Annotated in this window: 21 protein-coding genes and 1 pseudogene; 11 read left to right on the top strand and 11 right to left on the bottom strand. The window is 71.5% G+C overall.

Annotated elements, in window-relative coordinates; genetic code table 11:
• Nucleotides 1-189 precede the first annotated feature (189 nt).
• The 3 genes from AC0ZLC_RS02595 to recX all read left to right on the top strand — a co-directional run bounded on the left by AC0ZLC_RS02595 (nucleotide 190) and on the right by recX (nucleotide 3,753).
• The gene (locus AC0ZLC_RS02595) at nucleotides 190-1,437 is read left to right on the top strand and encodes an AI-2E family transporter (RefSeq protein ID WP_476750179.1); all 1,248 of its coding nucleotides are present in this window, start codon (nucleotides 190-192) and stop codon (nucleotides 1,435-1,437) included.
• Between the two features lie 312 nt (nucleotides 1,438-1,749).
• On the top strand, nucleotides 1,750-2,871 hold the full coding sequence (recA, locus tag AC0ZLC_RS02590; RefSeq protein WP_476750178.1) for a recombinase RecA: 1,122 nt from the start codon (nucleotides 1,750-1,752) through the stop codon (nucleotides 2,869-2,871).
• 3 nt (nucleotides 2,872-2,874) lie between these two features.
• Nucleotides 2,875-3,753, top strand: coding sequence for a recombination regulator RecX (gene recX, locus AC0ZLC_RS02585; RefSeq protein WP_476750177.1), 879 nt, complete (start codon nucleotides 2,875-2,877; stop codon nucleotides 3,751-3,753).
• Nucleotides 3,754-3,985: 232 nt separating this feature from the next.
• Here the strand turns inward: recX and AC0ZLC_RS02580 are convergent, their stop codons facing one another.
• The 8 genes from AC0ZLC_RS02580 to AC0ZLC_RS02545 all read right to left on the bottom strand — a co-directional run bounded on the left by AC0ZLC_RS02580 (nucleotide 3,986) and on the right by AC0ZLC_RS02545 (nucleotide 11,000).
• Nucleotides 3,986-4,432, bottom strand: coding sequence for a rhodanese-like domain-containing protein (locus tag AC0ZLC_RS02580; protein WP_476750176.1), 447 nt, complete (start codon nucleotides 4,430-4,432; stop codon nucleotides 3,986-3,988).
• On the bottom strand, nucleotides 4,429-4,956 hold the full coding sequence (locus tag AC0ZLC_RS02575; RefSeq protein WP_476750175.1) for a cupin domain-containing protein: 528 nt from the start codon (nucleotides 4,954-4,956) through the stop codon (nucleotides 4,429-4,431). The genes AC0ZLC_RS02580 and AC0ZLC_RS02575 overlap by 4 nt, the downstream gene beginning before the upstream one ends.
• A 75-nt stretch (nucleotides 4,957-5,031) precedes the next feature.
• Nucleotides 5,032-5,103, bottom strand: a complete 72-nt coding sequence (locus AC0ZLC_RS02570; protein WP_311710492.1) for a putative leader peptide — start codon at nucleotides 5,101-5,103, stop codon at nucleotides 5,032-5,034.
• Nucleotides 5,104-5,463: 360 nt separating this feature from the next.
• Nucleotides 5,464-7,263, bottom strand: a complete 1,800-nt coding sequence (locus AC0ZLC_RS02565; protein ID WP_476750174.1) for an FAD-dependent monooxygenase — start codon at nucleotides 7,261-7,263, stop codon at nucleotides 5,464-5,466.
• Nucleotides 7,264-7,637: 374 nt separating this feature from the next.
• A complete protein-coding gene (locus tag AC0ZLC_RS02560; protein ID WP_476750173.1) occupies nucleotides 7,638-8,540 on the bottom strand; it encodes an amino acid ABC transporter permease in 903 nt (300 codons plus the stop codon).
• Nucleotides 8,537-9,205: an amino acid ABC transporter permease gene (locus AC0ZLC_RS02555; protein WP_476750172.1), complete on the bottom strand. Its 669-nt coding sequence runs from the start codon at nucleotides 9,203-9,205 to the stop codon at nucleotides 8,537-8,539. The genes AC0ZLC_RS02560 and AC0ZLC_RS02555 overlap by 4 nt, the downstream gene beginning before the upstream one ends.
• 114 nt (nucleotides 9,206-9,319) lie before the next feature.
• On the bottom strand, nucleotides 9,320-10,162 hold the full coding sequence (locus tag AC0ZLC_RS02550; RefSeq protein ID WP_476750171.1) for a glutamate ABC transporter substrate-binding protein: 843 nt from the start codon (nucleotides 10,160-10,162) through the stop codon (nucleotides 9,320-9,322).
• A gap of 61 nt (nucleotides 10,163-10,223) precedes the next feature.
• Entirely contained in the window at nucleotides 10,224-11,000 is a 777-nt protein-coding gene (locus AC0ZLC_RS02545; RefSeq protein WP_476750170.1) for an amino acid ABC transporter ATP-binding protein, read from the bottom strand.
• 284 nt (nucleotides 11,001-11,284) lie between these two features.
• On the opposite strand from AC0ZLC_RS02545, the gene AC0ZLC_RS02540 reads away from it, so the two are divergent.
• Nucleotides 11,285-11,971, top strand: a complete 687-nt coding sequence (locus AC0ZLC_RS02540) for a response regulator transcription factor (protein WP_476750169.1) — start codon at nucleotides 11,285-11,287, stop codon at nucleotides 11,969-11,971.
• Nucleotides 11,972-11,980: 9 nt separating this feature from the next.
• A complete protein-coding gene (locus AC0ZLC_RS02535; protein ID WP_476750168.1) occupies nucleotides 11,981-13,390 on the top strand; it encodes a sensor histidine kinase in 1,410 nt (469 codons plus the stop codon).
• A gap of 45 nt (nucleotides 13,391-13,435) precedes the next feature.
• On the opposite strand, the gene AC0ZLC_RS02530 is transcribed toward AC0ZLC_RS02535, so the two are convergent.
• Entirely contained in the window at nucleotides 13,436-14,434 is a 999-nt protein-coding gene (locus tag AC0ZLC_RS02530) for a TAXI family TRAP transporter solute-binding subunit (RefSeq protein ID WP_476750167.1), read from the bottom strand.
• A gap of 153 nt (nucleotides 14,435-14,587) precedes the next feature.
• On the opposite strand from AC0ZLC_RS02530, the pseudogene miaB reads away from it, so the two are divergent.
• Both miaB and AC0ZLC_RS02520 read left to right on the top strand, forming a co-directional pair.
• Nucleotides 14,588-16,114, top strand: a pseudogene (miaB, locus tag AC0ZLC_RS02525) (tRNA (N6-isopentenyl adenosine(37)-C2)-methylthiotransferase MiaB).
• 144 nt (nucleotides 16,115-16,258) lie between these two features.
• Entirely contained in the window at nucleotides 16,259-16,978 is a 720-nt protein-coding gene (locus AC0ZLC_RS02520; RefSeq protein WP_476750166.1) for a class III extradiol dioxygenase subunit B-like domain-containing protein, read from the top strand.
• A gap of 162 nt (nucleotides 16,979-17,140) precedes the next feature.
• On the opposite strand, the gene AC0ZLC_RS02515 is transcribed toward AC0ZLC_RS02520, so the two are convergent.
• Together AC0ZLC_RS02515 and AC0ZLC_RS02510 are read right to left on the bottom strand one after the other, a co-directional pair.
• Nucleotides 17,141-17,407 carry an antitoxin gene (locus AC0ZLC_RS02515; RefSeq protein ID WP_476750165.1) on the bottom strand — a complete coding sequence of 89 codons (267 nt, stop codon included), beginning with the start codon at nucleotides 17,405-17,407 and terminating at the stop codon, nucleotides 17,141-17,143.
• A gap of 25 nt (nucleotides 17,408-17,432) precedes the next feature.
• Complete coding sequence (locus tag AC0ZLC_RS02510) at nucleotides 17,433-17,687, bottom strand: hypothetical protein (RefSeq protein WP_476750164.1); 255 nt, start codon at nucleotides 17,685-17,687, stop codon at nucleotides 17,433-17,435.
• Between the two features lie 182 nt (nucleotides 17,688-17,869).
• On the opposite strand from AC0ZLC_RS02510, the gene miaA reads away from it, so the two are divergent.
• The 4 genes from miaA to AC0ZLC_RS02490 all read left to right on the top strand — a co-directional run bounded on the left by miaA (nucleotide 17,870) and on the right by AC0ZLC_RS02490 (nucleotide 22,812).
• The gene (gene miaA / locus AC0ZLC_RS02505) at nucleotides 17,870-18,808 is read left to right on the top strand and encodes a tRNA (adenosine(37)-N6)-dimethylallyltransferase MiaA (RefSeq protein WP_476750163.1); all 939 of its coding nucleotides are present in this window, start codon (nucleotides 17,870-17,872) and stop codon (nucleotides 18,806-18,808) included.
• Between the two features lie 107 nt (nucleotides 18,809-18,915).
• On the top strand, nucleotides 18,916-19,455 hold the full coding sequence (locus AC0ZLC_RS02500) for a hypothetical protein (RefSeq protein ID WP_476750228.1): 540 nt from the start codon (nucleotides 18,916-18,918) through the stop codon (nucleotides 19,453-19,455).
• Between the two features lie 65 nt (nucleotides 19,456-19,520).
• Nucleotides 19,521-20,414 carry a diaminopimelate epimerase gene (gene dapF / locus AC0ZLC_RS02495; RefSeq protein ID WP_476750162.1) on the top strand — a complete coding sequence of 298 codons (894 nt, stop codon included), beginning with the start codon at nucleotides 19,521-19,523 and terminating at the stop codon, nucleotides 20,412-20,414.
• 217 nt (nucleotides 20,415-20,631) lie between these two features.
• Nucleotides 20,632-22,812 (top strand): RelA/SpoT family protein, encoded by a 2,181-nt coding sequence (locus AC0ZLC_RS02490; RefSeq protein ID WP_476750161.1) that lies wholly within the window; start codon nucleotides 20,632-20,634, stop codon nucleotides 22,810-22,812.
• Nucleotides 22,813-22,838 lie beyond the last annotated feature (26 nt).

Below are 22,838 nucleotides of genomic sequence, written 5' to 3'. Positions count from 1 at the left end.
GCGAAAGCAGCCGGAGCCGAAGCCGGTCCGGGGGTGGGGCGACGGGGACCGTGAAGGCCGAAGCCGAAGTCAGCGGCGCAGTCGTAGCCGAAGCCGAAGTCAGCGGCGCAGTCGTAGCCGAAGCGGCTGAAGGGTCACGAGATCGGACGGTGGGGGCCGATTGTCGGTGGCGTGGGCGAGACTTGCTCCGTGGCCCCGACAGACGAGACCTCGCAGGTCGCCCCGCAGCAGTCGCCGCTCGGTACGACGCCGCCCGCAGGCCCACCGGCCGGGGACGCCGCCGAGGGAGGCGGACGCATGCCCCGCTGGCTGCCGCGCGCCATGGTGCTGGCCCTTGCCCTGGTCGCCGCCTTCCAGCTGGGCAGTTGGGCGTTCCACCAGCTCACCGGTCTGCTGATCAACATCCTCATCGCGTTCTTCCTGGCGCTCGCCATCGAGCCCGCGGTGAGCTGGATGGCCGCGCACGGCATGCGCAGAGGACTGGCCGCCTTCCTGGTCTTCCTGGGCGTGATGATCGTGACCGCCGGCTTCATCACGCTGCTGGGCTCGATGCTCGCCGGTCAGATCATCAAGATGGTCGAGGGCTTCCCGGCGTATCTCGACTCGGTCATCAACTGGATCAACGCAACCTTCCACACCGAGCTCAGACGGGTGGACATCCAGGAAGGCCTGGTCCACTCCGACTGGCTGCGGAAGTACGTGCAGAACAGCGCCACGGGCGTCCTCGACGTGTCCGCGCAGGTCCTGGGCGGCCTCTTCCAGCTGCTGACGATCGCGCTGTTCTCGTTCTACTTCGCCGCCGACGGGCCGCGGCTGCGACGCGCACTCTGCTCGGTACTGCCGCCGGCCCGCCAGGCCGAGGTGCTGCGCGCCTGGGAGATCGCCGTCAACAAGACGGGCGGGTATCTGTACTCGCGCGGTCTGATGGCGCTCGTCTCCGGCGTCGCGCACTACATCCTGCTGCAGGCCCTGGGTATCCCCTACGCGCCCGTGCTCGCCGTCTGGGTCGGCCTGGTGTCCCAGTTCCTCCCCACCATCGGCACCTATCTGGCGGGCGCGCTGCCGATGCTGATCGCCTTCACGGTCAACCCCTGGTACGCGCTCTGGGTGCTGCTCTTCGTCGTGGTCTACCAGCAGTTCGAGAACTACATGCTGCAACCCAAGCTGACCTCCAAGACCGTGGACATCCACCCCGCGGTGGCCTTCGGCTCGGTCATCGCGGGCACCGCCCTCCTCGGTGCCGTCGGCGCACTGATCGCCATCCCGGCCGTCGCGACGCTCCAGGCGTTCCTGGGCGCCTACGTGAAGCGGTACGACGTCACGGACGACCCGCGGGTCCACGGGCACCGGGGGCGGCGGCCGGGCAGCCTCCTGAAGCGCGCGCGGACTGTGCGTACGCGACGGGAGACGGAGTCCGGGAAGGAGCCCGCCCCGTAGTTGCGCGCGGAGGCCGGATTGTGCGCCGAGGCGTGATCCAGTCGCTGTCCGGGCACGCGGGGACGGACAGCGGGGGCGCGCCCGGGACGCGGTGGAGGGCGGCCGTCCGGTCGCCGCGCAGCCAGGTGGTGCGCTTGACACTAAAATCGAACATCCATTCTTATGGAGTCTCCGGCAGGGATTTCGGCGGGGATTTCAGGCAGAAGTGTCCGAGTTATCCACAGGGCGGGCGGGCGTCGAGGCGCATTGTCAGTGGCAGGCGTTAGCGTCTTTGACGTGAAGCGATCGACTCAAGCAAATCGGGTGGAACCCATGGCAGGAACCGACCGCGAGAAGGCGTTGGACGCCGCGCTCGCACAGATTGAACGGCAATTCGGCAAGGGCGCGGTGATGCGCCTGGGCGAGCGGCCGAACGAGCCCATCGAGGTCATCCCCACCGGGTCGACCGCGCTCGACGTCGCCCTCGGCGTGGGCGGCCTGCCCCGCGGCCGAGTGGTGGAGGTGTACGGACCGGAGTCCTCCGGTAAGACGACCCTGACCCTGCACGCGGTGGCCAACGCGCAGCGGGCGGGCGGCCAGGTCGCGTTCGTGGACGCGGAGCACGCCCTCGACCCGGAGTACGCGAAGAAGCTCGGCGTCGACATCGACAACCTCATCCTGTCCCAGCCGGACAACGGCGAGCAGGCCCTCGAGATCGTCGACATGCTGGTGCGCTCCGGCGCGCTGGACCTCATCGTCATCGACTCCGTCGCCGCCCTGGTGCCGCGTGCGGAGATCGAGGGCGAGATGGGCGACTCGCACGTGGGTCTCCAGGCCCGTCTGATGAGCCAGGCCCTCCGCAAGATCACCAGCGCGCTGAACCAGTCGAAGACCACCGCGATCTTCATCAACCAGCTCCGCGAGAAGATCGGCGTGATGTTCGGCTCCCCGGAGACCACCACCGGTGGCCGGGCGCTGAAGTTCTACGCCTCGGTGCGTCTCGACATCCGCCGCATCGAGACGCTGAAGGACGGCACCGACGCGGTCGGCAACCGCACCCGCGTCAAGGTCGTCAAGAACAAGGTCGCGCCGCCCTTCAAGCAGGCCGAGTTCGACATCCTCTACGGGCACGGCATCAGCCGCGAGGGCGGCCTGATCGACATGGGCGTGGAGAACGGCTTCGTGCGCAAGGCCGGCGCCTGGTACACGTACGAGGGTGACCAGCTCGGCCAGGGCAAGGAGAACGCGCGCAACTTCCTCAAGGACAACCCCGACCTCGCCGACGAGATCGAGAAGAAGATCCTGGAGAAGCTCGGCGTCGGTGTGAAGCCGGAGAAGCCCGCCGAGCCGGGTGCGGACGCGGTGGTCCCGGCCGCTGCGGACGACGCCGCGAAGACGGTGCCGGCCCCCGCGGCCAAGACCGCCAAGTCCAAGGCCGCGGCGGCGAAGAGCTAGTCCGTGACACGGCGAACCGACTGGGCCGAGTACGTCCGACCCGTCGCCCCCGAAGGGCAGCTGCCCCCCAGGGACGGCACCCCGTCCCCGGACGGCGACGGGTGGAAGGGCCGCGAGGGCTACGGCGACGACCACGGCAGTGACGGGCCGTACGGCGCCGGTTCGGGCGACGGGGCGGAGCCTGCGGACGGCGGGGGACCGCCGTCGGGTGGCCCGCGCCGCGGCGGTGGCCGGTACGGGGGCGACGGGGGTCCGCGCGGGGGCGGACCAAGCCGTGGCCGTCGACGCCGCGGGGGCTTCGGCGATCCTTCCGGCGACTCCTCCGGCCCCCAGGACGGAGGCCCCCCTTTCTCGTCGAGGGCCGAGCAGGGGGAGCCCCCGCGGGACCCGGCTGAGCAGGCGCGGGCGATCTGCCTGCGCCTGCTCACCGGGACCCCGCGCACGCGAAAGCAGCTCGCGGACGCGTTGCGCAAGCGAGAGATCCCCGATGACGTGGCGGAGGAGGTGCTGTCCCGGTTCGAGGAGGTCGGACTGATCAACGACGGTGCCTTCGCGGAAGCCTGGGTGGAGTCCCGGCACCACGGCCGAGGGCTGGCCAGGCGGGCACTCGCGCGTGAGCTGAGGACGAAGGGGGTGGACTCGACGCTGATCGACGAGGCCGTCGGGCAGCTCGACCCCGAGCAGGAGGAAACGACCGCGCGCGACCTCGTGGCCCGCAAGCTGCGCTCCACGCGCGGCCTCGACCGCGACAAGCGGCTGCGCCGCCTCGCCGGCATGCTCGCCCGCAAGGGCTACTCCGAGGGCATGGCCCTACGAGTGGTCCGACAGGCGCTGGAAGAAGAGGGCGAGGACACGGAGGGACTGGGGCAGGAGGGTTTCTGACCTCCCGAGGGGGACTGGGGACGGTCTGCTCGCGGCGACGCGTGGTGAATGCCGCCCGTTCCCTAGCGGGTGCTGGACGGCGGTCCGTCCCAGACACCTCCGGGGGGACGCCGCCTGCCTCGCCGGGGTCCGGCCACATACCGACCCTCAGTCCGGGAACGCAGTACGCAGAGGCGAGCGCCCCCCTACGACCAGGGACGCCCGTCCTCGCGTACGACGCCGGTACGCCCGTCTACGACGCCGGTACCGCCGACGACGTCGCCGTCTCCTCGTCCGAGGGGGCTGTCACGGGGAACCCGGCCGCCTTCCACGCCTGGAAACCACCGACCAGGTCGGTGGCCCGGTGCAGTCCCAACTGCTGGAGGGAGTCCGCTGCGAGACTCGACGCGTAGCCCTCGTTGCAGACGACCACGACCCGCAGATCGTGGCTCGTGGCCTCCGGGGCGCGGTGGCTGCCCTGGGGGTCGAGACGCCACTCCAGTTCGTTGCGCTCGACGACGAGGGCGCCGGGGATCAGTCCGTCACGCTCGCGCAGGGCCGCGTACCTGATGTCGACCAGCAGTGCCTCGCCCGCCCCGGCGGCAGTGTGCGCCTCCTCGGCCGACACCCGGTCGAGCCCTTCGCGGACCCGCTCCAGCAACTCGTCGATGCCCACCGGGCGTTCGGGATGCGCGCTCACTGCCAGTCCTCCGGACGTTCGACCTGCTCGAGGCGCAGCACCTGGCCAGTACGGCTGTAGCGGCGGATCTGCGGCAGGGGCGGATAGTACGCGTGGACGGAGATCGCGTGCTCCTCGGTGGACTCGTTGAGCACCTCGTGCACATGGTGCCGGCCGAAGGCGCGGCCCTTGCCGGCCGTCAGGTGCCGCTCGTGGTCCACGCCTTCGGTGAGTTCCAGGGTCCGCCAGCCGTCGGTCGGCAGCCGGGCGGCCAGTGAGTTCTCCTTGAGCTCCCCCGACGCGGTGAGGAAGGCGCCGACCGAGTCGGCGTGGTCGTGCCAGCCGGTTCCGGTGCCGGGGGGCCAGCCGATCAGCCAGGCCTCGCTGCCGCCGGGGCCCTCGAGGCGCACCCAGGTGCGGCCTTCGGGGTCGAGGGGCAGGGAGGCGATCAGTGCGGCGTCAGCGGCGGTGCGGCGCACGAAGTCCAGCAGTTCGGCCTGGGTGGGGGTGTGCGGGGGTGCGGAGACAGAAGGTGACACAGACACGGGTACCGTCCTGGGCTTTTCGCGTGGTCGCGTGCCGCACCGCGGACGGTGGGCACGCAGGAAGAGGAGGCGAATTCAGCAGGACGGACGACACACGCAGCCCGCATAGCGGACGAGGTCCATATGGACCCTCCGCCACAGATGCACGCAGGTGTAGGTCACGCTCGCGAGTACACCATGACCGGGCGGGCTGTTCAACTCACTGTCAGTATGTGGACCGCGCGGCGACTCGGAGGGTGCGGAGGGTTCCCGGACGAGCCCGGACGCTCACCGGGAGTAGGGCACCCGCCCGGCCAAAACCCTGCCCGCGCCTGGCCAGAAGCCTGATTGAACCCGATGGGCTTGATGCGAGCCCGGACCGACCCGCACCCGACCGGAACCGGCCCAAGCCCTGATCGAACCCGATCGGCTTCATCCGAGCCCGGTCCGGCCCGAGCCAGGCCCGAGCCAGGCCCGAGCCAGGCCCCAGCCCTGCCCTAGCCCTGCCCGAACTGCCCGAGCCCGGCTTCAGCGCCGGCTGGCCGTCGCTTCCGCCGTCGCATCCGCATCCGCATCCGCATCGCCTCCGGCCTTCGCCGGTCCGCCCAGGGCCGCCTCCGCGGCGGCGTAGAGGTCGGCAGGGCGGACCCCGCTCAGGGCCGTGACCAGGTGGCCGTCCGGTCGGACCAGCAGCACGGTGTGCGCGGCCGCGCCCGGATAGCTCTCCGCGACCAGCAGCTCGGCAGGATGCGGCAGCGCCGTGACGGCGGCCGCGAGCCGGGGCATGATCCCGGCCGACACCCAGTGCTTGCGCTCCCACACGCCCGTCCCCGGCGCGATCAGCACCACCAGCAGCACCGCGCGCCCCAGCCGGTCCCGCAGCCGCACGAAGGAACCGTCCTCCGCGGTCACCCGGACATCGGTCACGGGCGCGCCCGGCGCCGTGGCCACCGTGGCCGTCGCCTCGGCGTGCGCAGGCGCGAGCGGTGAATCGCCGTACGTTCCCGGCGCACCCAGTGGTCCGCGCCCCAGGTGGCCGTCGGTGAGCAGCGCGTCGTGCCCGCGGGCCGACCCGGGGACGTACGAACGCAGTCCACCGCCCCCGCGCAGGACCGGCAGTGCCTGGTCGGCGGCGCGCAGCCGGGCGGCCACGACGGCGCGGCGTTCCGCCTGATAGCTGTCGAGCAGCGCCTCGTGCGGTCCGTGATGCCAGGCCAGCGCGAGCTTCCACGCGAGGTTGTCGGCGTCCCGCAGGCCTTCGTCGAGGCCCTGGGTGCCGAGCGCGCCGAGGAGGTGCGCGGCGTCCCCGGCGAGGAAGACCCGGCCGACGCGCCACCGGCGGGCGAGACGGTGGTGGACGGTGTGGACACCGGTGTCGAGCAGTTCGTACGGCGGTGGGGAGCCGCCGCTCCAGCCGCCGAGGGTCTCCCTGATGCGGGCCACCAGCAGTTCGGGGGTGACCAGGTCCTTCCCGGGCGGCAGCAGCCAGTCCAGCCGCCACACCCCGTCCGGGAGGGGACGTCCGGTCACCTCGCCCGCCGAGGGACCCGACGTCCGCCACGGGGGCATCCGGTGCAGCACCGCCTCCCCGGGCCAGGGAAGCTCCGTGCGCAGCGCGGCGACGGCGTGCCGCTCCACGGCCGTACGGCCCGGGAAGCGGATGTCCTGGAGCTTGCGGACGGTCGAGCGCGGGCCGTCGCAGCCGACGAGGTGACTGCCGCGCCACCAGGTGCCGTGGGGGCCGCGGGTGTGGGCGGTGACTCCTGACGTGTCCTGCTCGACAGCGTCCAGCCGGCTGTTCACGGCGACCTTGATGAGCGGCTCGCCCGTGACGGCCTCGCGCAGGGCGGCGGTCAGGACGTGCTGCGCGATGTGCAGTGGGGCCAACAGGTCGGCGCCGCCGAGCAGCCGCGGGCCGCCGAAGCCTCCCGCGCCGCCGGCCTCCTGTGCACCGCCGAAGCCGCTCGCGCCGACGGCACCTCGCGTTGAAACCGGCCCCGGCGCCGGGACTTCGGCACCGCCGGGGCCCCGCGCGACGCTTCCCGGCACCACCCTGCCGTCCCCGTCGAAACTGATCTCGCGCATCACCTGCTTGCGCCGCATCGACCGCCATCCGGCCCAACGGCAGCCGTCCGCGTCCAGCGGGAACCCGGTCAGCCGGTCGACGAGCGCGGCGGTGTCCTCGCGCAGTACGACGGTGCGTGCCAACCGTTGTTCGTCGTTGCCCGGGCCTTCGTCGAGGATCACGGAGGGGACTTCGTGGCGGGCCAGCGCCAGGGCGAGCGCAAGCCCCACGGGCCCCGCGCCGACGATGATCACCGGGTCCATGACGCGGTGCCCCCTGCCCGGAGCGGTGTCCTCGACGACGTACGGAAACAGGCAGTTGGAGCGGGGTGCACGATCACAGAACGTATGCAACCCATTGCCGGTGCTTGCGTCAAGTGACGGAGGCAGTGGCTCCACGACCGGTCGGCACGCGATGAGGGGATCGAGGCCGAGTCGGCGTGCCGCAACGGTTCCGTGGCGATGGTGACGTAGGGCGGCCTTCGGCTGGACGGTTGTCCCGGGGCTGCCTCACGCCGGCTGCCGACAGGGCGGATGTGCCCGCCCGGGCGTCCCTCGACGGCGGACGCGGAACTCCGGGCGACGGTGAGCAGGCGTCGTGATGGCGCCGCCGGCCGCCCGGAGATCCGTCCGTCCGATCAAGCGGAAGCGCCGGTCCCGAAACCGCCGCCCACCTCGGCGGCGTTGAGCTCGTCCACGTCCTTGGCCCCGAGAACCGCGCCCGTGCCCTTCTTGCTGCGCCGCAGCCTGCCCTCCAGCCAGCTCGCGAAGGTGGTGAGGATGAAGTTCAGCACGATGTAGATGAGGGCCACCACGATGAAACTCGGGATGACGTTGGCGTAGTTGGCAGCCAGCGTCGCGCGCGAGTTGAGCAGTTCGGTGAATCCGATCATCACACCGCCGAGCGCGGTGTCCTTCACGATGACGACGAGCTGGCTGACGATGGCCGGCAGCATCGCGGTGACGGCCTGCGGAAGCAGGATGCTGGTCATCGTCTGGCTCTTGCGCAGGCCGACCGCCATGGCGGCCTCCGACTGTCCCTTGGGCAGGGAGAGGATGCCGGCCCGGACGATCTCGGCGAGCACCGAGGCGTTGTAGAGCACCAGGCCGGTGACCACCGCGTAGAGCGGCCGGTCCTCGCTGCTGATGCCCGCGGAGCGGACGTAGAGCTCGTAGACGAAGAGCATCAGCAGCAGCACCGGGATGGAGCGGAAGAACTCCACCACCGCACCGGCGGGGATGCGTACCCACCGGTGGTCGGACAGGCGGGCGATACCGAAGAACGCGCCCAGCGGAAGAGCGATGACCATGGCAAGCGCCGCGGCCTTCAGGGTGTTCGCCAGACCCGGCAGCAGATAGGTCGTCCAGGCCTGGGACGTGGTGAACGGCTCCCACAGCGACCACTTCAGCTGTCCCTTGTCGCTCATGGTCACCCAGATCCACCACAGGACCAGGGCGAGCAGGACGAAGAAGACCACCGAGAAGATCACGTTGCGCCGCTTGGCGCGGGGGCCGGGAGCGTCGTAGAGGACGGAGGTCATCGCTTCACCGCCAGTCGCTTGCTCAGCCAGCCCAGGATGAGACCGGTGGGCAGGGTCAATAGGACGAAACCGAGCGCGAACACCGCGCCGATGGCGAGTGTCTGGGCCTCGTTCTCGATCATCTTCTTCATCAGGAGAGCTGCCTCGGCGACGCCGATCGCGGCGGCCACGGTGGTGTTCTTGGTGAGCGCGATCAGGACGTTCGCCAGGGGGCCGATCACCGAGCGGAAGGCCTGCGGCAGGACGATGTACCACAGCACCTGGCTGAAACTCAGACCGAGGGCGCGTGCGGCCTCGGCCTGCCCGACGGGCACGGTGTTGATACCGGAGCGGATCGCCTCGCAGACGAAGCACGCGGTGTACGCGACCAGTCCGAGCACCGCCAGCCGGAAGCTCAGGGCATCGAAGTCGTCGGGCACGCCCATCGTCATACCGAAGATGTCGGCGAGGCCCAGGGAGGTGAAGACGATGATGACGGTCAGCGGGATGTTCCGGACGATGTTCACGTAGGCGGTGCCGAACCCACGCATCAACGGGACCGGACTGACCCGCATCGCGGCGAGCAGGGTGCCCCAGACCAGGGAGCCCACGGCGGAGAGGGCGGTGAGTTTCACCGTCATCCAGAACGCCCCGAGGACGTCGTAACCTTCAAGAAAGTCGAACACGATCTCCCGCGCTTCCGGGTGTGTGGAGTACGTGGCTACGGGGCGGGCGCGGCGCGCCGCCGCCGTGATCGCGGCGGGCGGCGGCGCGCCTGCAGAAACCCTGCGTGACCTGCGTTACTTGACGATGACGCCGATCTTCGGGGCCTGCTCGTTCTTGTAGTTGGCCGGACCGAAGTTCGCCTCCACGGCCTTCTTCCAGGCGCCGCTGCTGACCATCTTCTCGAGAGCGTCGTTGATCTTCTTCTCGGTCGCGGCGTCGCCCTTCTTGATGCCGATGCCGTAGTTCTCGTTGCTGAGCTTGAGGCCCGCGAGCTTGAACTGGCCCTTGTACTTGTCCTGCGCGGCGAAGCCCGCGAGGATCGAGTCGTCGGTCGTCACCGCGTCCACGGCACCGCTCTGCAGGCCGGCGATGCACTCCGAGTAACCGCCGCGCTGCTGCAGCTGGGCCTTCGGCGCGATGGTCTTCTGGACGTTCTGCGCCGAGGTGGACCCCGTCACGGAACACAGCTTCTTGCCGTTGAGGTCCGTACCCTTGGTGATCTTGGAGTCCGCCTTGAGCAGCAGGTCCTGGTGGGCCAGCAGGTAGGGGCCGGCGAAGTCGACCTTCTGCTTGCGCTCGTCGTTGATCGAGTAGGTGGCCGCGATGAACTTGACGTCGCCGCGGGCCAGCGCGTTCTCGCGGTCGGCGCTCTTGGTCTCGACGAACTCGATCTTGTCGTCCTTGTAGCCGAGCTCCTTGGCCACGTAGGTGGCGACGTCCACGTCGAAGCCGGAGAAGGACCCGTCCGGCTCCTTCAGGCCGAGGCCGGGCTGGTCGTACTTGATGCCGATCTTGATCGTGCCGCCGCCGCTGGAGCCCGAGCCGCTGTCGTCCTTGTCGTCGCTGCCGCACGCGGTGGCGGACAGGGCGAGAGCGAGCACGGCGGCCGAGGCGGCGGTGACCTTGCGGAGCTTCATGTGGAACATCCTTTGAGTGATGAAGAGATACGGGCCGTCGGTGACGGGAAGATGCGGGCCGTCAGTGGTGCAGGATCTTCGACAGGAAGTCCTTGGCCCGGTCGCTGCGGGGGTTGCTGAAGAACTGGTCCGGCACAGCCTCTTCGACGATGCGTCCGTCGGCCATGAACACCACTCGGTTGGCAGCCGAACGAGCGAAGCCCATCTCGTGGGTGACGACGACCATGGTCATGCCGTCCCGCGCGAGCTGCTGCATGACCTCCAGGACCTCGTTGATCATCTCGGGGTCGAGTGCCGAGGTCGGCTCGTCGAAGAGCATGACCTTCGGGTCCATCGCCAGCGCCCGCGCGATCGCGACCCGCTGCTGCTGGCCGCCGGAGAGCTGGGCGGGGTACTTGTCCGCCTGCGTGCCCACGCCGACGCGGTCGAGCAGCCCGCGGGCCTTCTCCTCGGCGACTTTCCTGTCGGCCTTGCGGACCTTGATCTGACCCAGCATCACGTTCTCGAGCACGGTCTTGTGCGCGAAGAGGTTGAAGGACTGGAAGACCATGCCCACGTCGGCACGCAGCCGGGCGAGTGCCTTGCCCTCCTCGGGCAGCGGCTTGCCGTCGATCGCGATGTCGCCCGAGTCGATCGTCTCCAGGCGGTTGATGGTGCGGCACAGGGTGGACTTCCCGGACCCGGAGGGCCCGATGACCACGACGACCTCGCCACGGGCGATCGTCAGGTCGATGTCCTGGAGCACGTGCAACGCGCCGAAGTGCTTGTTGACGCTCTTCAGGACGACCAGGTCGTCGGTCCCGGCCACGGCGTCCTTGGCCACCGATACTTCGGTCATCGCTCTGGGGCTCCGTCCTCCTCGGTTTCGGTGGACAGTAGTGACCCCGCGCGACCAGCGTCATTACATCTGAGGGGAAATTGAGCATAACGATCCGGTAGCGTCCGGACACCAGGAGTGACGGCGGCAGGCGGAGCGCGTACCGGCTGGGTAACGGAAGCCTCCCACGACCGGAACTCCCTTGACGCCGTCGTCGTCCATCGGCGTGACTGCCAGGGTGCACACGCGTGTGCCCACCGACCGAGCTGAGACCGTACGACCGATGAACCGGAGGGGGCCGGAAGATGAGACTGCTCCTCGTCGAGGACGACAACCACGTCGCCGCCGCCCTGTCCGCCGTCCTGGCACGGCACGGCTTCCACGTCACGCACGCCCGCAGCGGCGAGGAAGCCCTGCAGGCGCTGGTCCCGGAGGGCCCCGGATTCGGCGTGGTCCTGCTCGACCTGGGGCTGCCCGACCAGGACGGCTACGAGGTCTGCGGCAAGATCCGCAAGCGGACCAGCACCCCGGTGATCATGGTCACCGCCCGCGCCGACGTGCGGTCCCGGATCCACGGGCTCAACCTCGGCGCCGACGACTACGTGGTCAAGCCGTACGACACCGGTGAACTGCTGGCCCGTATCCACGCGGTCGCCCGGCGCACCGTCCCCGAGGACGCCTCGGCCACCGGCGAGAGCGCCCTGCGGCTCGGCGCCGTACGCATCGAACTCCCCACCCGCCAGGTCAGCGTCGACGGCTCGGTCGTCCAGCTGACGCGCAAGGAGTTCGACCTGCTCGCGCTGCTGGCCCAGCGCCCCGGAGTGGTGTTCCGCCGCGAGCAGATCATCAGCGAGGTGTGGCGCACCAGCTGGGAGGGGACCGGGCGCACCCTGGAGGTGCACGTCGCCTCCCTCCGTGCCAAGCTGCGCATGCCCGCGCTGATCGAGACCGTGCGCGGAGTCGGGTACCGGCTCGTCGCTCCCGCGTCGTAGCGTGCACCGGTGCGCACTCGCCTCCTCCCGCTGCTCATCGTCCTGATGGCCGCCGTGCTGCTCGCGCTCGGCATCCCGCTGGCCGTGAGTGTGGCGGCCGCCCAGCAGCAGAAGGTGGTCGTCGACCGCATCGACGACACCGCGCGTTTCGCGGCCCTCGCGCAGTTCGTGACCGACCGCCCCACCGGCTCCCGGGTCGGCACCGACGACGAGCGCCGCGAGATCCTCCGCAGGGAACTCAGCACCTACAACGACGTGTACGGCATCAAGGCGGGCGTCTTCTACCGCAACGACGAAGCGCCGATGGCCAACGCCCCGGAGAGCTGGTACGTGCCCGAGGAGGGCGAGGGCCGCGACGCGTTCGACGAGGCGTTCCTCGGACGCCGCAGCCACGACCCCGAGCAGGTATGGCCGTGGCAGCGCCGCCGGCTCGTCGTCGCGTCCCCCGTCATCCGGGACGGCGACGTCATCGCGGTCGTCGTCACCGACTCGCCCACCGGGCAGCTGCGTTCGAGGACACTGCGCGGCTGGCTCCTGATCGGCGCGGGCGAGATCGCCGCCATGCTCCTCGCCCTCGGTGCCGCGCTGCGTCTGACCGGCTGGGTCCTCAAGCCCGTGCGGATCCTGGACGCCACCACCCACGACATCGCCACCGGACGGCTGAAGTCCCGGGTCGCGGCGGCCGGGGGACCGCCGGAACTCAGGCGTCTGGCCCGGTCGTTCAACGAGATGGCCGACAACGTCGAGGACGTCCTGGAGCAGCAGCGCGCCTTCGTCGCCGATGCCTCGCACCAACTGCGCAACCCCCTCTCGGCGTTGCTGCTGCGCATCGAGCTGCTCGCTCTCGAACTGCCCGAGGGCAATGAGGAGATCGCCTCGGTCCGTACCGAGGGCAAGCGCCTGGCCCAGGTCCTGGACGATCTGCTCGACCTGGCGCTCGCCGAGCACGCCGAGGCCGACCTGTGTCTCACCGACATCGGTGAGCTGGCGGCCGAGCGGGTGGCGGCCTGGGGGCCGGTCGCCGACAGCAGGGGGGTGCGGCTGACCGGCACCTGCCCGGCCACCACCGCCTGGGCCGACCCGATCGCCCTGTCCAGCGCCCTGGACGCGGTGATCGACAACGCGCTGAAGTTCACCCCCGAGGGCGCGGGCGTCGAGGTGGTGGTGGAGTCGAACGGCAGGATGTCGAAGGTGACCGTCACCGACGCCGGCCCGGGTCTGACCGACGAGGAACTCGCCCGCGTCGGAGACCGCTTCTGGCGCAGCGCCGGGCATCAGAACATCAAGGGCTCGGGCCTCGGCCTGTCCATCTCGCGGGCGCTGCTGTCGGCGGGCGGCGGCTCGATCGCGTACGCCCGTCACGAGCCGCACGGTCTCCAGGTGACGGTGACGGTACCGCGGACCCGACCGGCATCCTGACGGCCGGGTTTCCGGAGCCGTACGACTTCACCGGGCGGCAGGGCCTCACGGCTTCACCGAGCGGTAGTAGCGCTGTGCTCCCTCGTGCAGTTCGAGCGGGTCGGTGTACAGGGCCGTGCGCAGGTCCACCAGCTGTGCCGCGTGGACCTCCAGGCCGATGGAGTCACGGCTGTCGATCACGGTGCGGGTCAGTTCCTCGGTGAGTTCCGTGTCCATGTCCTCCCGGGTGATGAGGAGGTTCGCCACCGCCACCGTCGGCACCGGGGAACCGCGCTGCGCCTTGGGGTAGGCCGTGGCGGGCATGACCGCCGCCCGGTAGTGGCGGGGCGCGCCGCTCTCGGCCTGGAGGTTCTCGACGACGCGGCCGTCGATCGGGACCAGCCGGATGTCGAGGCGGTCCGACAGCGTGGTCACCGCGCTCGTCGGAAGCCCCCCGGACCAGAAGAAGGCGTCGATCCGGTGCTTCTCGAGCTGCTGGGGCATGGTCTTTATGCCGTCCGGCAGCGGCTCGATGTCCTCGCGGGGATCGAGGCCGGCGGCCTCCAGCACATGGTCCGCGATGAGCCGCACGCCGGAACCGTCCGGCCCCACCGCCACCCGCCTGCCCTTCAGGTCCGCCACCGACTGCACGGACGAGCGCAGCGGGACCACCAGGTGCACGTAGTCGTCGTAGAGCCGGGCGCAGCCGCGCAGCCCGGCCGCGCCCTTCCCCTTCCGGTCGATGTACGTCTGCACGGCGTCGGCCGCGGCGATGCTGAAGTCGGCCTCGCCCGTCGCGACCCGCTCCACGTTGTCCTGCGACCCGTCGCTGTTCCGCAGGGTCATCTCCAGGTCGGGCATGTCCCTCGCGGCGGCCTGCCGGAGGAGGTCCCCGTACGTCTGGTAGACCCCGGTCGGTGTTCCCGTGCTGAAGTCGATCCGCCCGCCCGGCGACTCCTCGCCCAGCGGGAGCAGCCACCACAGCAGCAGCCCGAGGGCCACGAGAGCGGCCGCCGAGCCGAGCAGGGCGGGCCGTCTGCCGGTACGCGCGAGTGCCTGGAACATGCGCGCGATCCTGCCAGCCCGGACGCCGTGGTGGCCAGGCAGGCACCGGCCGGTCCGTCCCGGCGCAGCCCGGCGGGCCCCGGCCACCCGGCCTGACGGCCGCCGGGACGCAGCCGGACCTGAGGCACTCCGGGCACCGCCTACCCTTGTCACATGAGCAGCAGCGACCGGAGCCAGGCAGTGGACGTTCAGGAATCGAAGACCTACGAAGTACGCACCTACGGGTGCCAGATGAACGTCCACGACTCCGAGCGGCTCGCCGGACTGCTGGAGGGCGCCGGGTACGTCCGGGCGCCCGAGGGCTCGGACGGTGACGCGGACGTCGTCGTCTTCAACACCTGCGCGGTCCGTGAGAACGCCGACAACCGGCTCTACGGCAACCTCGGCCGCCTCGCCCCGATGAAGACGAAGCGCCCCGGGATGCAGATCGCCGTCGGCGGCTGTCTCGCGCAGAAGGACCGCGACACCATCGTGAAGAAGGCGCCCTGGGTGGACGTCGTCTTCGGCACGCACAACATCGGCAAGCTGCCCGTCCTGCTGGAGCGCGCCCGCGTCCAGGAGGAGGCGCAGGTCGAGATCGCCGAGTCGCTGGAGGCGTTCCCGTCCACGCTGCCGACCCGGCGCGAGAGCGCGTACGCCGCTTGGGTGTCGATCTCCGTCGGGTGCAACAACACCTGCACCTTCTGCATCGTCCCGGCGCTGCGCGGCAAGGAGAAGGACCGTCGCACCGGCGACATCCTCGCGGAGATCGAGGCGCTGGTCGCGGAGGGCGTCTCCGAGATCACGCTCCTCGGGCAGAACGTGAACGCCTACGGCTCCGACATCGGCGACCGCGAGGCGTTCAGCAAGCTGCTGCGGGCCTGCGGGAAGATCGACGGCCTGGAGCGGGTGCGCTTCACCTCGCCGCACCCGCGGGACTTCACCGACGACGTCATCGCGGCCATGGCCGAGACGCCGAACGTGATGCCGCAGCTGCACATGCCGATGCAGTCCGGCTCGGACACGGTCCTGAAGGCGATGCGCCGCTCGTACCGGCAGGAGCGCTTCCTCGGGATCATCGGCAAGGTGCGGGCAGCCATCCCGCACGCGGCGATCACCACCGACATCATCGTCGGCTTCCCCGGCGAGACCGAGGAGGACTTCGAGCAGACCCTGCACGCGGTGCGCGAGGCCCGCTTCGCGCAGGCCTTCACCTTCCAGTACTCCAAGCGTCCCGGCACCCCGGCGGCCACCATGGAGGGGCAGATCCCCAAGGAGGTCGTCCAGGCGCGCTACGAGCGTCTCGTCGCCCTCCAGGAGGAGATCTCCTGGGAGGAGAACAGGAAGCAGGTCGGCCGCACCCTGGAGCTGATGGTCGCCGAGGGCGAGGGCCGCAAGGACGGGGCCACGCACCGCCTCTCCGGCCGCGCCCCCGACAACCGCCTGGTGCACTTCACCAAGCCCGACCAGGACGTGCGCCCCGGTGACGTGGTCACCGTCGAGATCACGTACGCCGCCCCGCACCACCTGCTCGCCGAGGGCGCCGTCCTGGACGTCCGGCGCACGCGCTCGGGGGACGCCTGAGAGAAGCGCAGCGCCGCCGGGGCCGCCAAGCCGGCGGGCGTGCTGCTGGGCCTGCCGAAGATCGGCGTTCCGGCTCCGCTGCCGGTGGCCACGGGCAGCGGGTGCACCCGCGACTGACGGGGACGAAGGAACGACGGGGGAGGGGGCGGACGGTCCACCGGGCGCCGCTCCCTTCCCCGAGCACAGTCCGGCCGACGCCGGCGCACACAGCCCCTACGGGACTCGGCGCCCACCGGTCACTGAAGGCGTACGCTGCCGATCATGCTTGTTGCCGCCGCCGTCTGTCCCTGTCCGCCGCTGCTGGTGCCCCCGGTCGCCTGGGGCGCGGCACCCGAGCTGGACGCCGCGCGCGCCGCGTGCACGGACGCGCTGGGCGTCCTCGCCGCCGCGCGCCCCGATCTCCTCGTCGTCGTCGGACCGGCCGGGCAGAGCGCGCGCGGGCCGTATCCGTCGGGTACGCCGGGGTCCTTCCGCGGGTTCGGTGTGGACCACCACGTGCGCCTCGGGGGAGGGGGGCCGGGCCCGGGCGGGACGGAGCGGGAGCTGCCGCCGTCGCTCGCCGTCGCCGCCTGGCTGCTGGACCGCACGGGCTGGGCGGACGCCCCGCTGGAAGGCCTCGGCGTGGGGGAACCGCTGGCGGCCGAGCGGTGTTTCCAGGCCGGGCGGGACATCGGTGCCCGGGCGGACCGGGTGGCGCTGCTGGTCATGGGCGACGGCAGCGCGTGCCGGACGCTCAAGGCGCCGGGCTATCTCGACGAGCGCGCCGCGGGCTTCGACGCGGAGGTCGCCCGCGCGCTGGCCGCTGCCGACGTGGCGGGCCTCAAGGCGCTGGACGCCGCGCTCGCGTACGAGCTCAAGGCGTCCGGGCGCGCACCCTGGCAGGTCCTCGCGGGCGCGGCCGAGGACGCGGGCCTGGGCGGCGCCCTCCTGTACGACGACGCCCCCTACGGAGTGGGATACCTGGTGGCCTCCTGGTCGTGACGGGGCGGACGAGGCCGCGCGCGAGGGGGCGCTTTCGGGTTCCCGGCGGAGGCGGACGCGACGCGCGAGAGGCGGTGCCCCCTGAGCGGGGCGACAGTTCGCAGCGCGGCGGACGGCCGGGAGCCCGAAGTGCTCCGCGGCCGTCCGCCGATGCGCCGGGTGTCAGGAAGCCGGAGGGGGCGCGGGTGCCTTGTCCGGCGGAGGCGTCGCTCCGCGCTCGGCCCGCTGCGCGAGCCGGTCCATGGCGTCCTCGGCCTGGCCCGTACCCGTCCGGATCCGGTCGCTGTACTCGCCCTTCGTCTTCTCGCCGGCCACTCTCGCGGCCTTGTCCAGACCGTGCCGGATCGTGTCCCCGTGCTGGTTCGCGAGGTCCGAGACCCTGTCCCCGACCGGTACGAGCCTGGATCTCAGCTTGTCCGCAAGACCCATGGTCCACCTCCTCGCGCGAGGCGGGTCACTTGCGGGCGCCCTCGCCGGCCTCGCTGTCGGCGGCCTCGTCGGCGGACTGCTGCTTGGGGATCTCCACGCCGTCGGACGCGGTGGCCTCCGAGGACTCCTCCGGAGCGGCCCCGCCCCCGGCCCCGGGCGATTCCTTCGCCCCGTCCGCCGCGTCCGCGTCGGCTCCGGCCGTCACCGTGCCGGCCGCCTCGGCGGCCGACGTCTCCTCCGCGGCCTTCGACCTCCGGAAAAGTCGTGCAAAAACGCCCATATCAACTCCATGTGCTACTCGTGCGGGGAGAATCCCGCACTGACCGGTGTGCCTGTTCCCGCCGCCCGGGCAACCGGCTCTCGAAATCGGCGGCTGAAACCACGCAACAGGCAACGACCCCGGACCGGTGACGTCACGTAACTCGTTCGAGGAGTGGTCCCGGGGTTTGCGAGACTGGGGCGGTGAGCAGCGCACCCCCCGCCCCCCGCGTCATCGCCGTCGTCGGCCCCACCGCGGCAGGAAAGTCCGATCTCGGCGTCTTCCTGGCCCACCGCCTCGGCGGTGAGGTCGTCAACGCCGACTCCATGCAGCTCTACCGAGGGATGGACATCGGCACCGCCAAGCTGACGCGCGAGGAGCGCGGTGGCGTCCCGCACCACCTCCTGGACATCTGGGACGTGACGGTCACCGCGAGCGTCGCCGAGTACCAGCGGCTCGCCCGCGCCCGCATCGACGCGCTGCTCGCCGAGGGCCGCTGGCCGATCCTCGTGGGCGGCTCCGGGCTCTACGTCCGCGGAGCGGTCGACCACCTGGAGTTCCCCGGCACCGACCCCGACGTGCGCGCCCGGCTGGAGGAGGAACTGACGCTCCGCGGCTCCGGCGCGCTGCACGCCCGGCTGGCCGTCGCCGATCCCGGCGCCGCCCAGGCGATCCTGCCCAGCAACGGCCGCCGGATCGTCCGCGCCCTCGAGGTCATCGAGATCACCGGCAAGCCCTTCACCGCCAACCTGCCCGGCCACGACTCCGTCTACGACACCGTCCAGATCGGCGTCGACGTCGCCCGTCCCGAACTCGACGAGCGCATCGCCCGCCGGGTGGACCGGATGTGGGACGCGGGGCTCGTCGACGAGGTGCGCGCACTTCAGGCGCAGGGGTTGCGCGAGGGGCGTACGGCGTCCCGGGCGCTCGGCTACCAGCAGGTACTCGCCATGCTCGCGGGGGAGTGCACCGAGGACGCGGCACGTGCGGAGACCGTGCGCGCCACCAAACGCTTCGCGCGCCGCCAGGATTCCTGGTTCAGACGCGACCCCCGGGTGCACTGGCTCAGTGGGGCTGCGGCGGATCTCACAGAACTCCCCGGGCTCGCACTGGCGTTGCTCGAACGACCGGTCACAGCCTGATCACGTCATGGCATCGGGACGCTCAGGCCGTCATCCCGGCCTCCGGCGCCGTGCCATCATCGAGCTTCGATCGACCAGTGAAGTCCGAGTTGGGAGGGCGCGTGGCGATGGAGGCCGGCCCTCGTGACACCGCACGTGACGCTGAGCACGACGCCGATCCGGACGGACCCCGTCCGGGCATCGCTCCGGACGGAGTGAGCCTGAGCACCGACCCGGACGCGGAGCGTCTGAGCGCCGACGGGCCCGAGGACACCCCCGACGGGGTGACCGCCGACGGCCCGACCCCGGACGAGCTGTCCGCCCAGGCCGAGGTCGAGGTGGTCGAGCTGCGCCCGCAGCGCCGGCTGCGGATCTGGCAGCTCGCGCCCATCGTGGCGCTGGCGGCCGTCGGCTCGCTGATGTTCGCGTTCCCGCTCGCCTTCGAGTTCGGTGACGGCGGCGCCGTGGTCGCCATGCTCGGCCTGCTGATCTGCGCCTGCTCCGCCGGCTGGGGCATGATGGCCGCCCGCCGCGTCGGCCACACCTGGCCCGGCCTGCCGCAGCGCGGCTCCGGACGGCGGCCCGACTGGCGCGTGGTCATCGCGTACGTGGTCGTCGTCGCCGCGGTGGCGGTGCTCGCCGTGTGGCGCGTGGCCCGATTGCGCTGACCGGGACGGTTCCGCCCCGTGGACCGACGCCGGCCGCTGTCGTTCGCACCCCGTACGATCGAGGGATGAGCACGCGGATCGCCTTCCTCAAAGGTCACGGGACCGAGAACGACTTCGTGATCCTCCCGGACCCGGAGAACGCCCTCGACCTGCCCCCGGCCGCTGTCGCCGCCCTGTGCGACCGCCGCGCGGGCATCGGCGGAGACGGTCTGCTGCACGTCGTCCGGTCCGCCGCGCACCCCGAGGCCCGGGAGATGGCGGCCGAGGCGGAGTGGTTCATGGACTACCGCAACGGCGACGGATCCGTCGCCGAGATGTGCGGGAACGGCGTGCGCGTGTTCGCCCGCTACCTCCAGCGGGCCGGACTGGTGACCGAGGGGGACCTCGCGGTCGCCACGCGCGGGGGCGTGAAGAGCGTCCACATCGCCAAGGCCGGTGCCCCCGGAGGCTCCGCCGCGGGTGACATCACCGTCGGCATGGGCAGGGCCGTGTTCCCCGCGGGCGACGTCACCGTGAGCGTCGGCGAGCGCAGCTGGCCCGCGCGCCACGTGAACATGGGCAACCCGCACGCGGTCGCCTTCGTGGACGATCTCGCACACGCCGGCGACCTGTTCACCCCGCCGTCCTTCAGCCCGGCGTCCGCCTACCCGGACGGGGTGAACGTGGAGTTCGTCGCCGACCGCGGCCCCCGGCACGTCGCCGTCCGCGTGCACGAGCGCGGCGCGGGCGAGACCCGGTCCTGCGGCACGGGCGCCTGCGCCGTGGCCGTCGCCGCCGCCCGCCGGGACGGCGCCGACCCGGCCGGGACCGGCACCCCGGTGACGTACACCGTGGACGTGCCAGGCGGCACGCTCGTGATCACCGAGCGCCCGGACGGCGAGATCGAGATGACGGGCCCCGCGGTGATCGTCGCCGAGGGAGAGATCGACGCGGAGTGGTTCGGCGCCGGGCGCGCCTGACCGGCCGTGCCGTCCCGCTTCGCGAAGATCCGAACCGTAAACCCGCAAACCTTCGCTCGAATGGGTGATCCGTTTCACGCTGGGCGGGAGGCGGTCAGCCGGGCGTGGTGGGCTCGGTAGCATCAAGCACCGGCCCGGACGGGGGAACGACATCGGCCCCTGAGCCGTGTACGCCCTGGGGCACCCCGTCCACCGGTCTACGCAGCCGGAGGTGCCCATGAGTGCGGAGGCGACGGATCCCGCGACGCCAGGCCCAGTGCAGCCGTCCCCCGAGCCCGCGCTCCCGCTCGGGCGGGAGGTGGCCCCGGCACACCGCAGGAAGGGCCGTCCGCGGATCGACCTGCGCCGCCTGGGCCGGGCCGCGCTGCTCGGACCCGCTTCCCGGGACCGGCTGCCCGACGCGATCGGCCACGTGGCCGAGGCCCACCGCGCCCACCACCCCGACGCCGACCTGGAACCGCTGCGCCGGGCGTACGTGCTCGCCGAGTCCTCGCACCGCGGCCAGATGCGCAAGAGCGGCGAGCCCTACATCACGCACCCGCTCGCGGTCACCCTCATCCTCGCCGAACTGGGCGCGGAGACCACGACGTTGACCGCCTCCCTGCTCCACGACACCGTCGAGGACACGGACGTGACGCTCAATCAGGTGCGCGCCGAGTTCGGCGAGGAGGTCTGCTACCTCGTCGACGGCGTCACCAAACTGGAGAAGGTCGACTACGGGGCCGCAGCCGAGCCCGAGACGTTCCGCAAGATGCTCGTCGCCACCGGCAACGACGTCCGGGTGATGTCGATCAAACTCGCCGACCGGCTGCACAACATGCGCACCCTGGGCGTCATGCGCCCCGAGAAACAGGAACGCATCGCCAAGGTGACCCGGGACGTGCTCATCCCGCTCGCCGAACGGCTCGGCGTACAGGCGCTCAAGACCGAGCTGGAGGACCTGGTCTTCTCGATCCTGCACCCCGAGGAGTACGAGCACACCAGAGAACTGATCGACGACAACACGGCCCACGGCGACGACCCGCTCGGGGAGATCGCCGAGGAGGTGCGCACCGTCCTGCGCGAGGCGGGGATCCCGGCCGAAGTCGTCATCCGGCCACGGCACTTCGTCTCCGTGCACCGGGTGTCGCGCAAGCGCGGGCGGATGCGCGGCTCCGACTTCGGGCGGCTCCTGGTGCTCGTCAACGAGGACGCTGACTGCTACGGCGTCCTCGGCGAGCTGCACACCTGCCTCACCCCGGTGGTCTCGGAGTTCAAGGACTTCATCGCCGTACCGAAGTTCAACCTGTACCAGTCGCTGCACACGGCGGTCGCCCGCGGGGACGGCGAGATCGCGGAAGTCCTCATCCGCACCCACCAGATGCACAAGGTGGCCGAGGCCGGAGTCATCGCCCTGGGCAACCCCTACGCCACTCCCGCCGACGAGCAGACGGACGCCGCCGGGGAGCGCTCCTTCGACGGCGAACGCGCCGACCCCACCCGACCCGGCTGGCTCTCCCGCCTCCTCGACTGGCAGGAGGCCGCCACCGACACCGACACCTTCTGGTCCACCCTGCGCGAGGACCTCGCCCAGGACCGCGAGATCACCGTCTTCCGGGCCGACGGCGGCTCGCTGGGCCTGCCCGACGGCGCCAGTTGCGTGGACGCCGCCTACGCCCAGTACGGCGAGGACGCGCACGCCTGCATCGGCGCGCGCGTCAACGGCCGTCTGGCGACGCTGAGCACCGTCCTGCGGGACGGTGACACCGTGCAGCTGCTCATGGGCCAGGACGCCGCCTCCGAGCCCTCCCGGGAGTGGCTGGAGCACGCGCACACGCCCGCCGCCCGCATCGCCATCCAGCGCTGGATCGCCACTCACCCCGCACCGCGCGCCACGCAGGCCCCCGAGGCGCCCTCCGCGGCCCCGAGGCCCGCCGCCGAAGGGCCCCCCGCGCGGCCGGGCACCGCCAACGCCGTCGTCGACCAGCCCGGCGCGTCCGTACGCCTCGCCGGCTGCTGCACGCCCGTACCGCCCGACGAGGTGACCGGCTTCGCCGTACGCGGGGGAGTGGTGACCGTCCACCGGCTCGAATGCCCCGCCGTGGAGCGCATGAAGGGCGTGGGGCGCGCGGAGGTCGGCGTGCGCTGGGGCGACACCACCGAGTGCCGCGTCACGCTCGTCGCCGAATCCTTCGGGCGGCCCCATCTGCTGGCCGACCTCACCGAAGCCATCGCCCTGGAGGGCGTCGCGATCGTCTCGGCCACCGTCGAACCGCCGAGCCAGCAGCGGGTACGGCACACGTACACCCTCCAACTCCCGGACGCCGCACACCTCCCCGCCCTGATGCGGGCCATGCGCGACGTGCCCGGCGTCTTCGACGTCAACCGCGCGCAGCACCAGGCGGCCGCCGCGCGGTGACCGCCCGAGGGCACCCGGCGGGTACC

It is taken from the genome of Streptomyces sp. GLSS-08 (assembly GCF_056387915.1).
The sequence above is the reverse complement of the archived record's forward strand: the minus strand, read 5'-3'. Positions and strand labels throughout refer to the sequence as shown.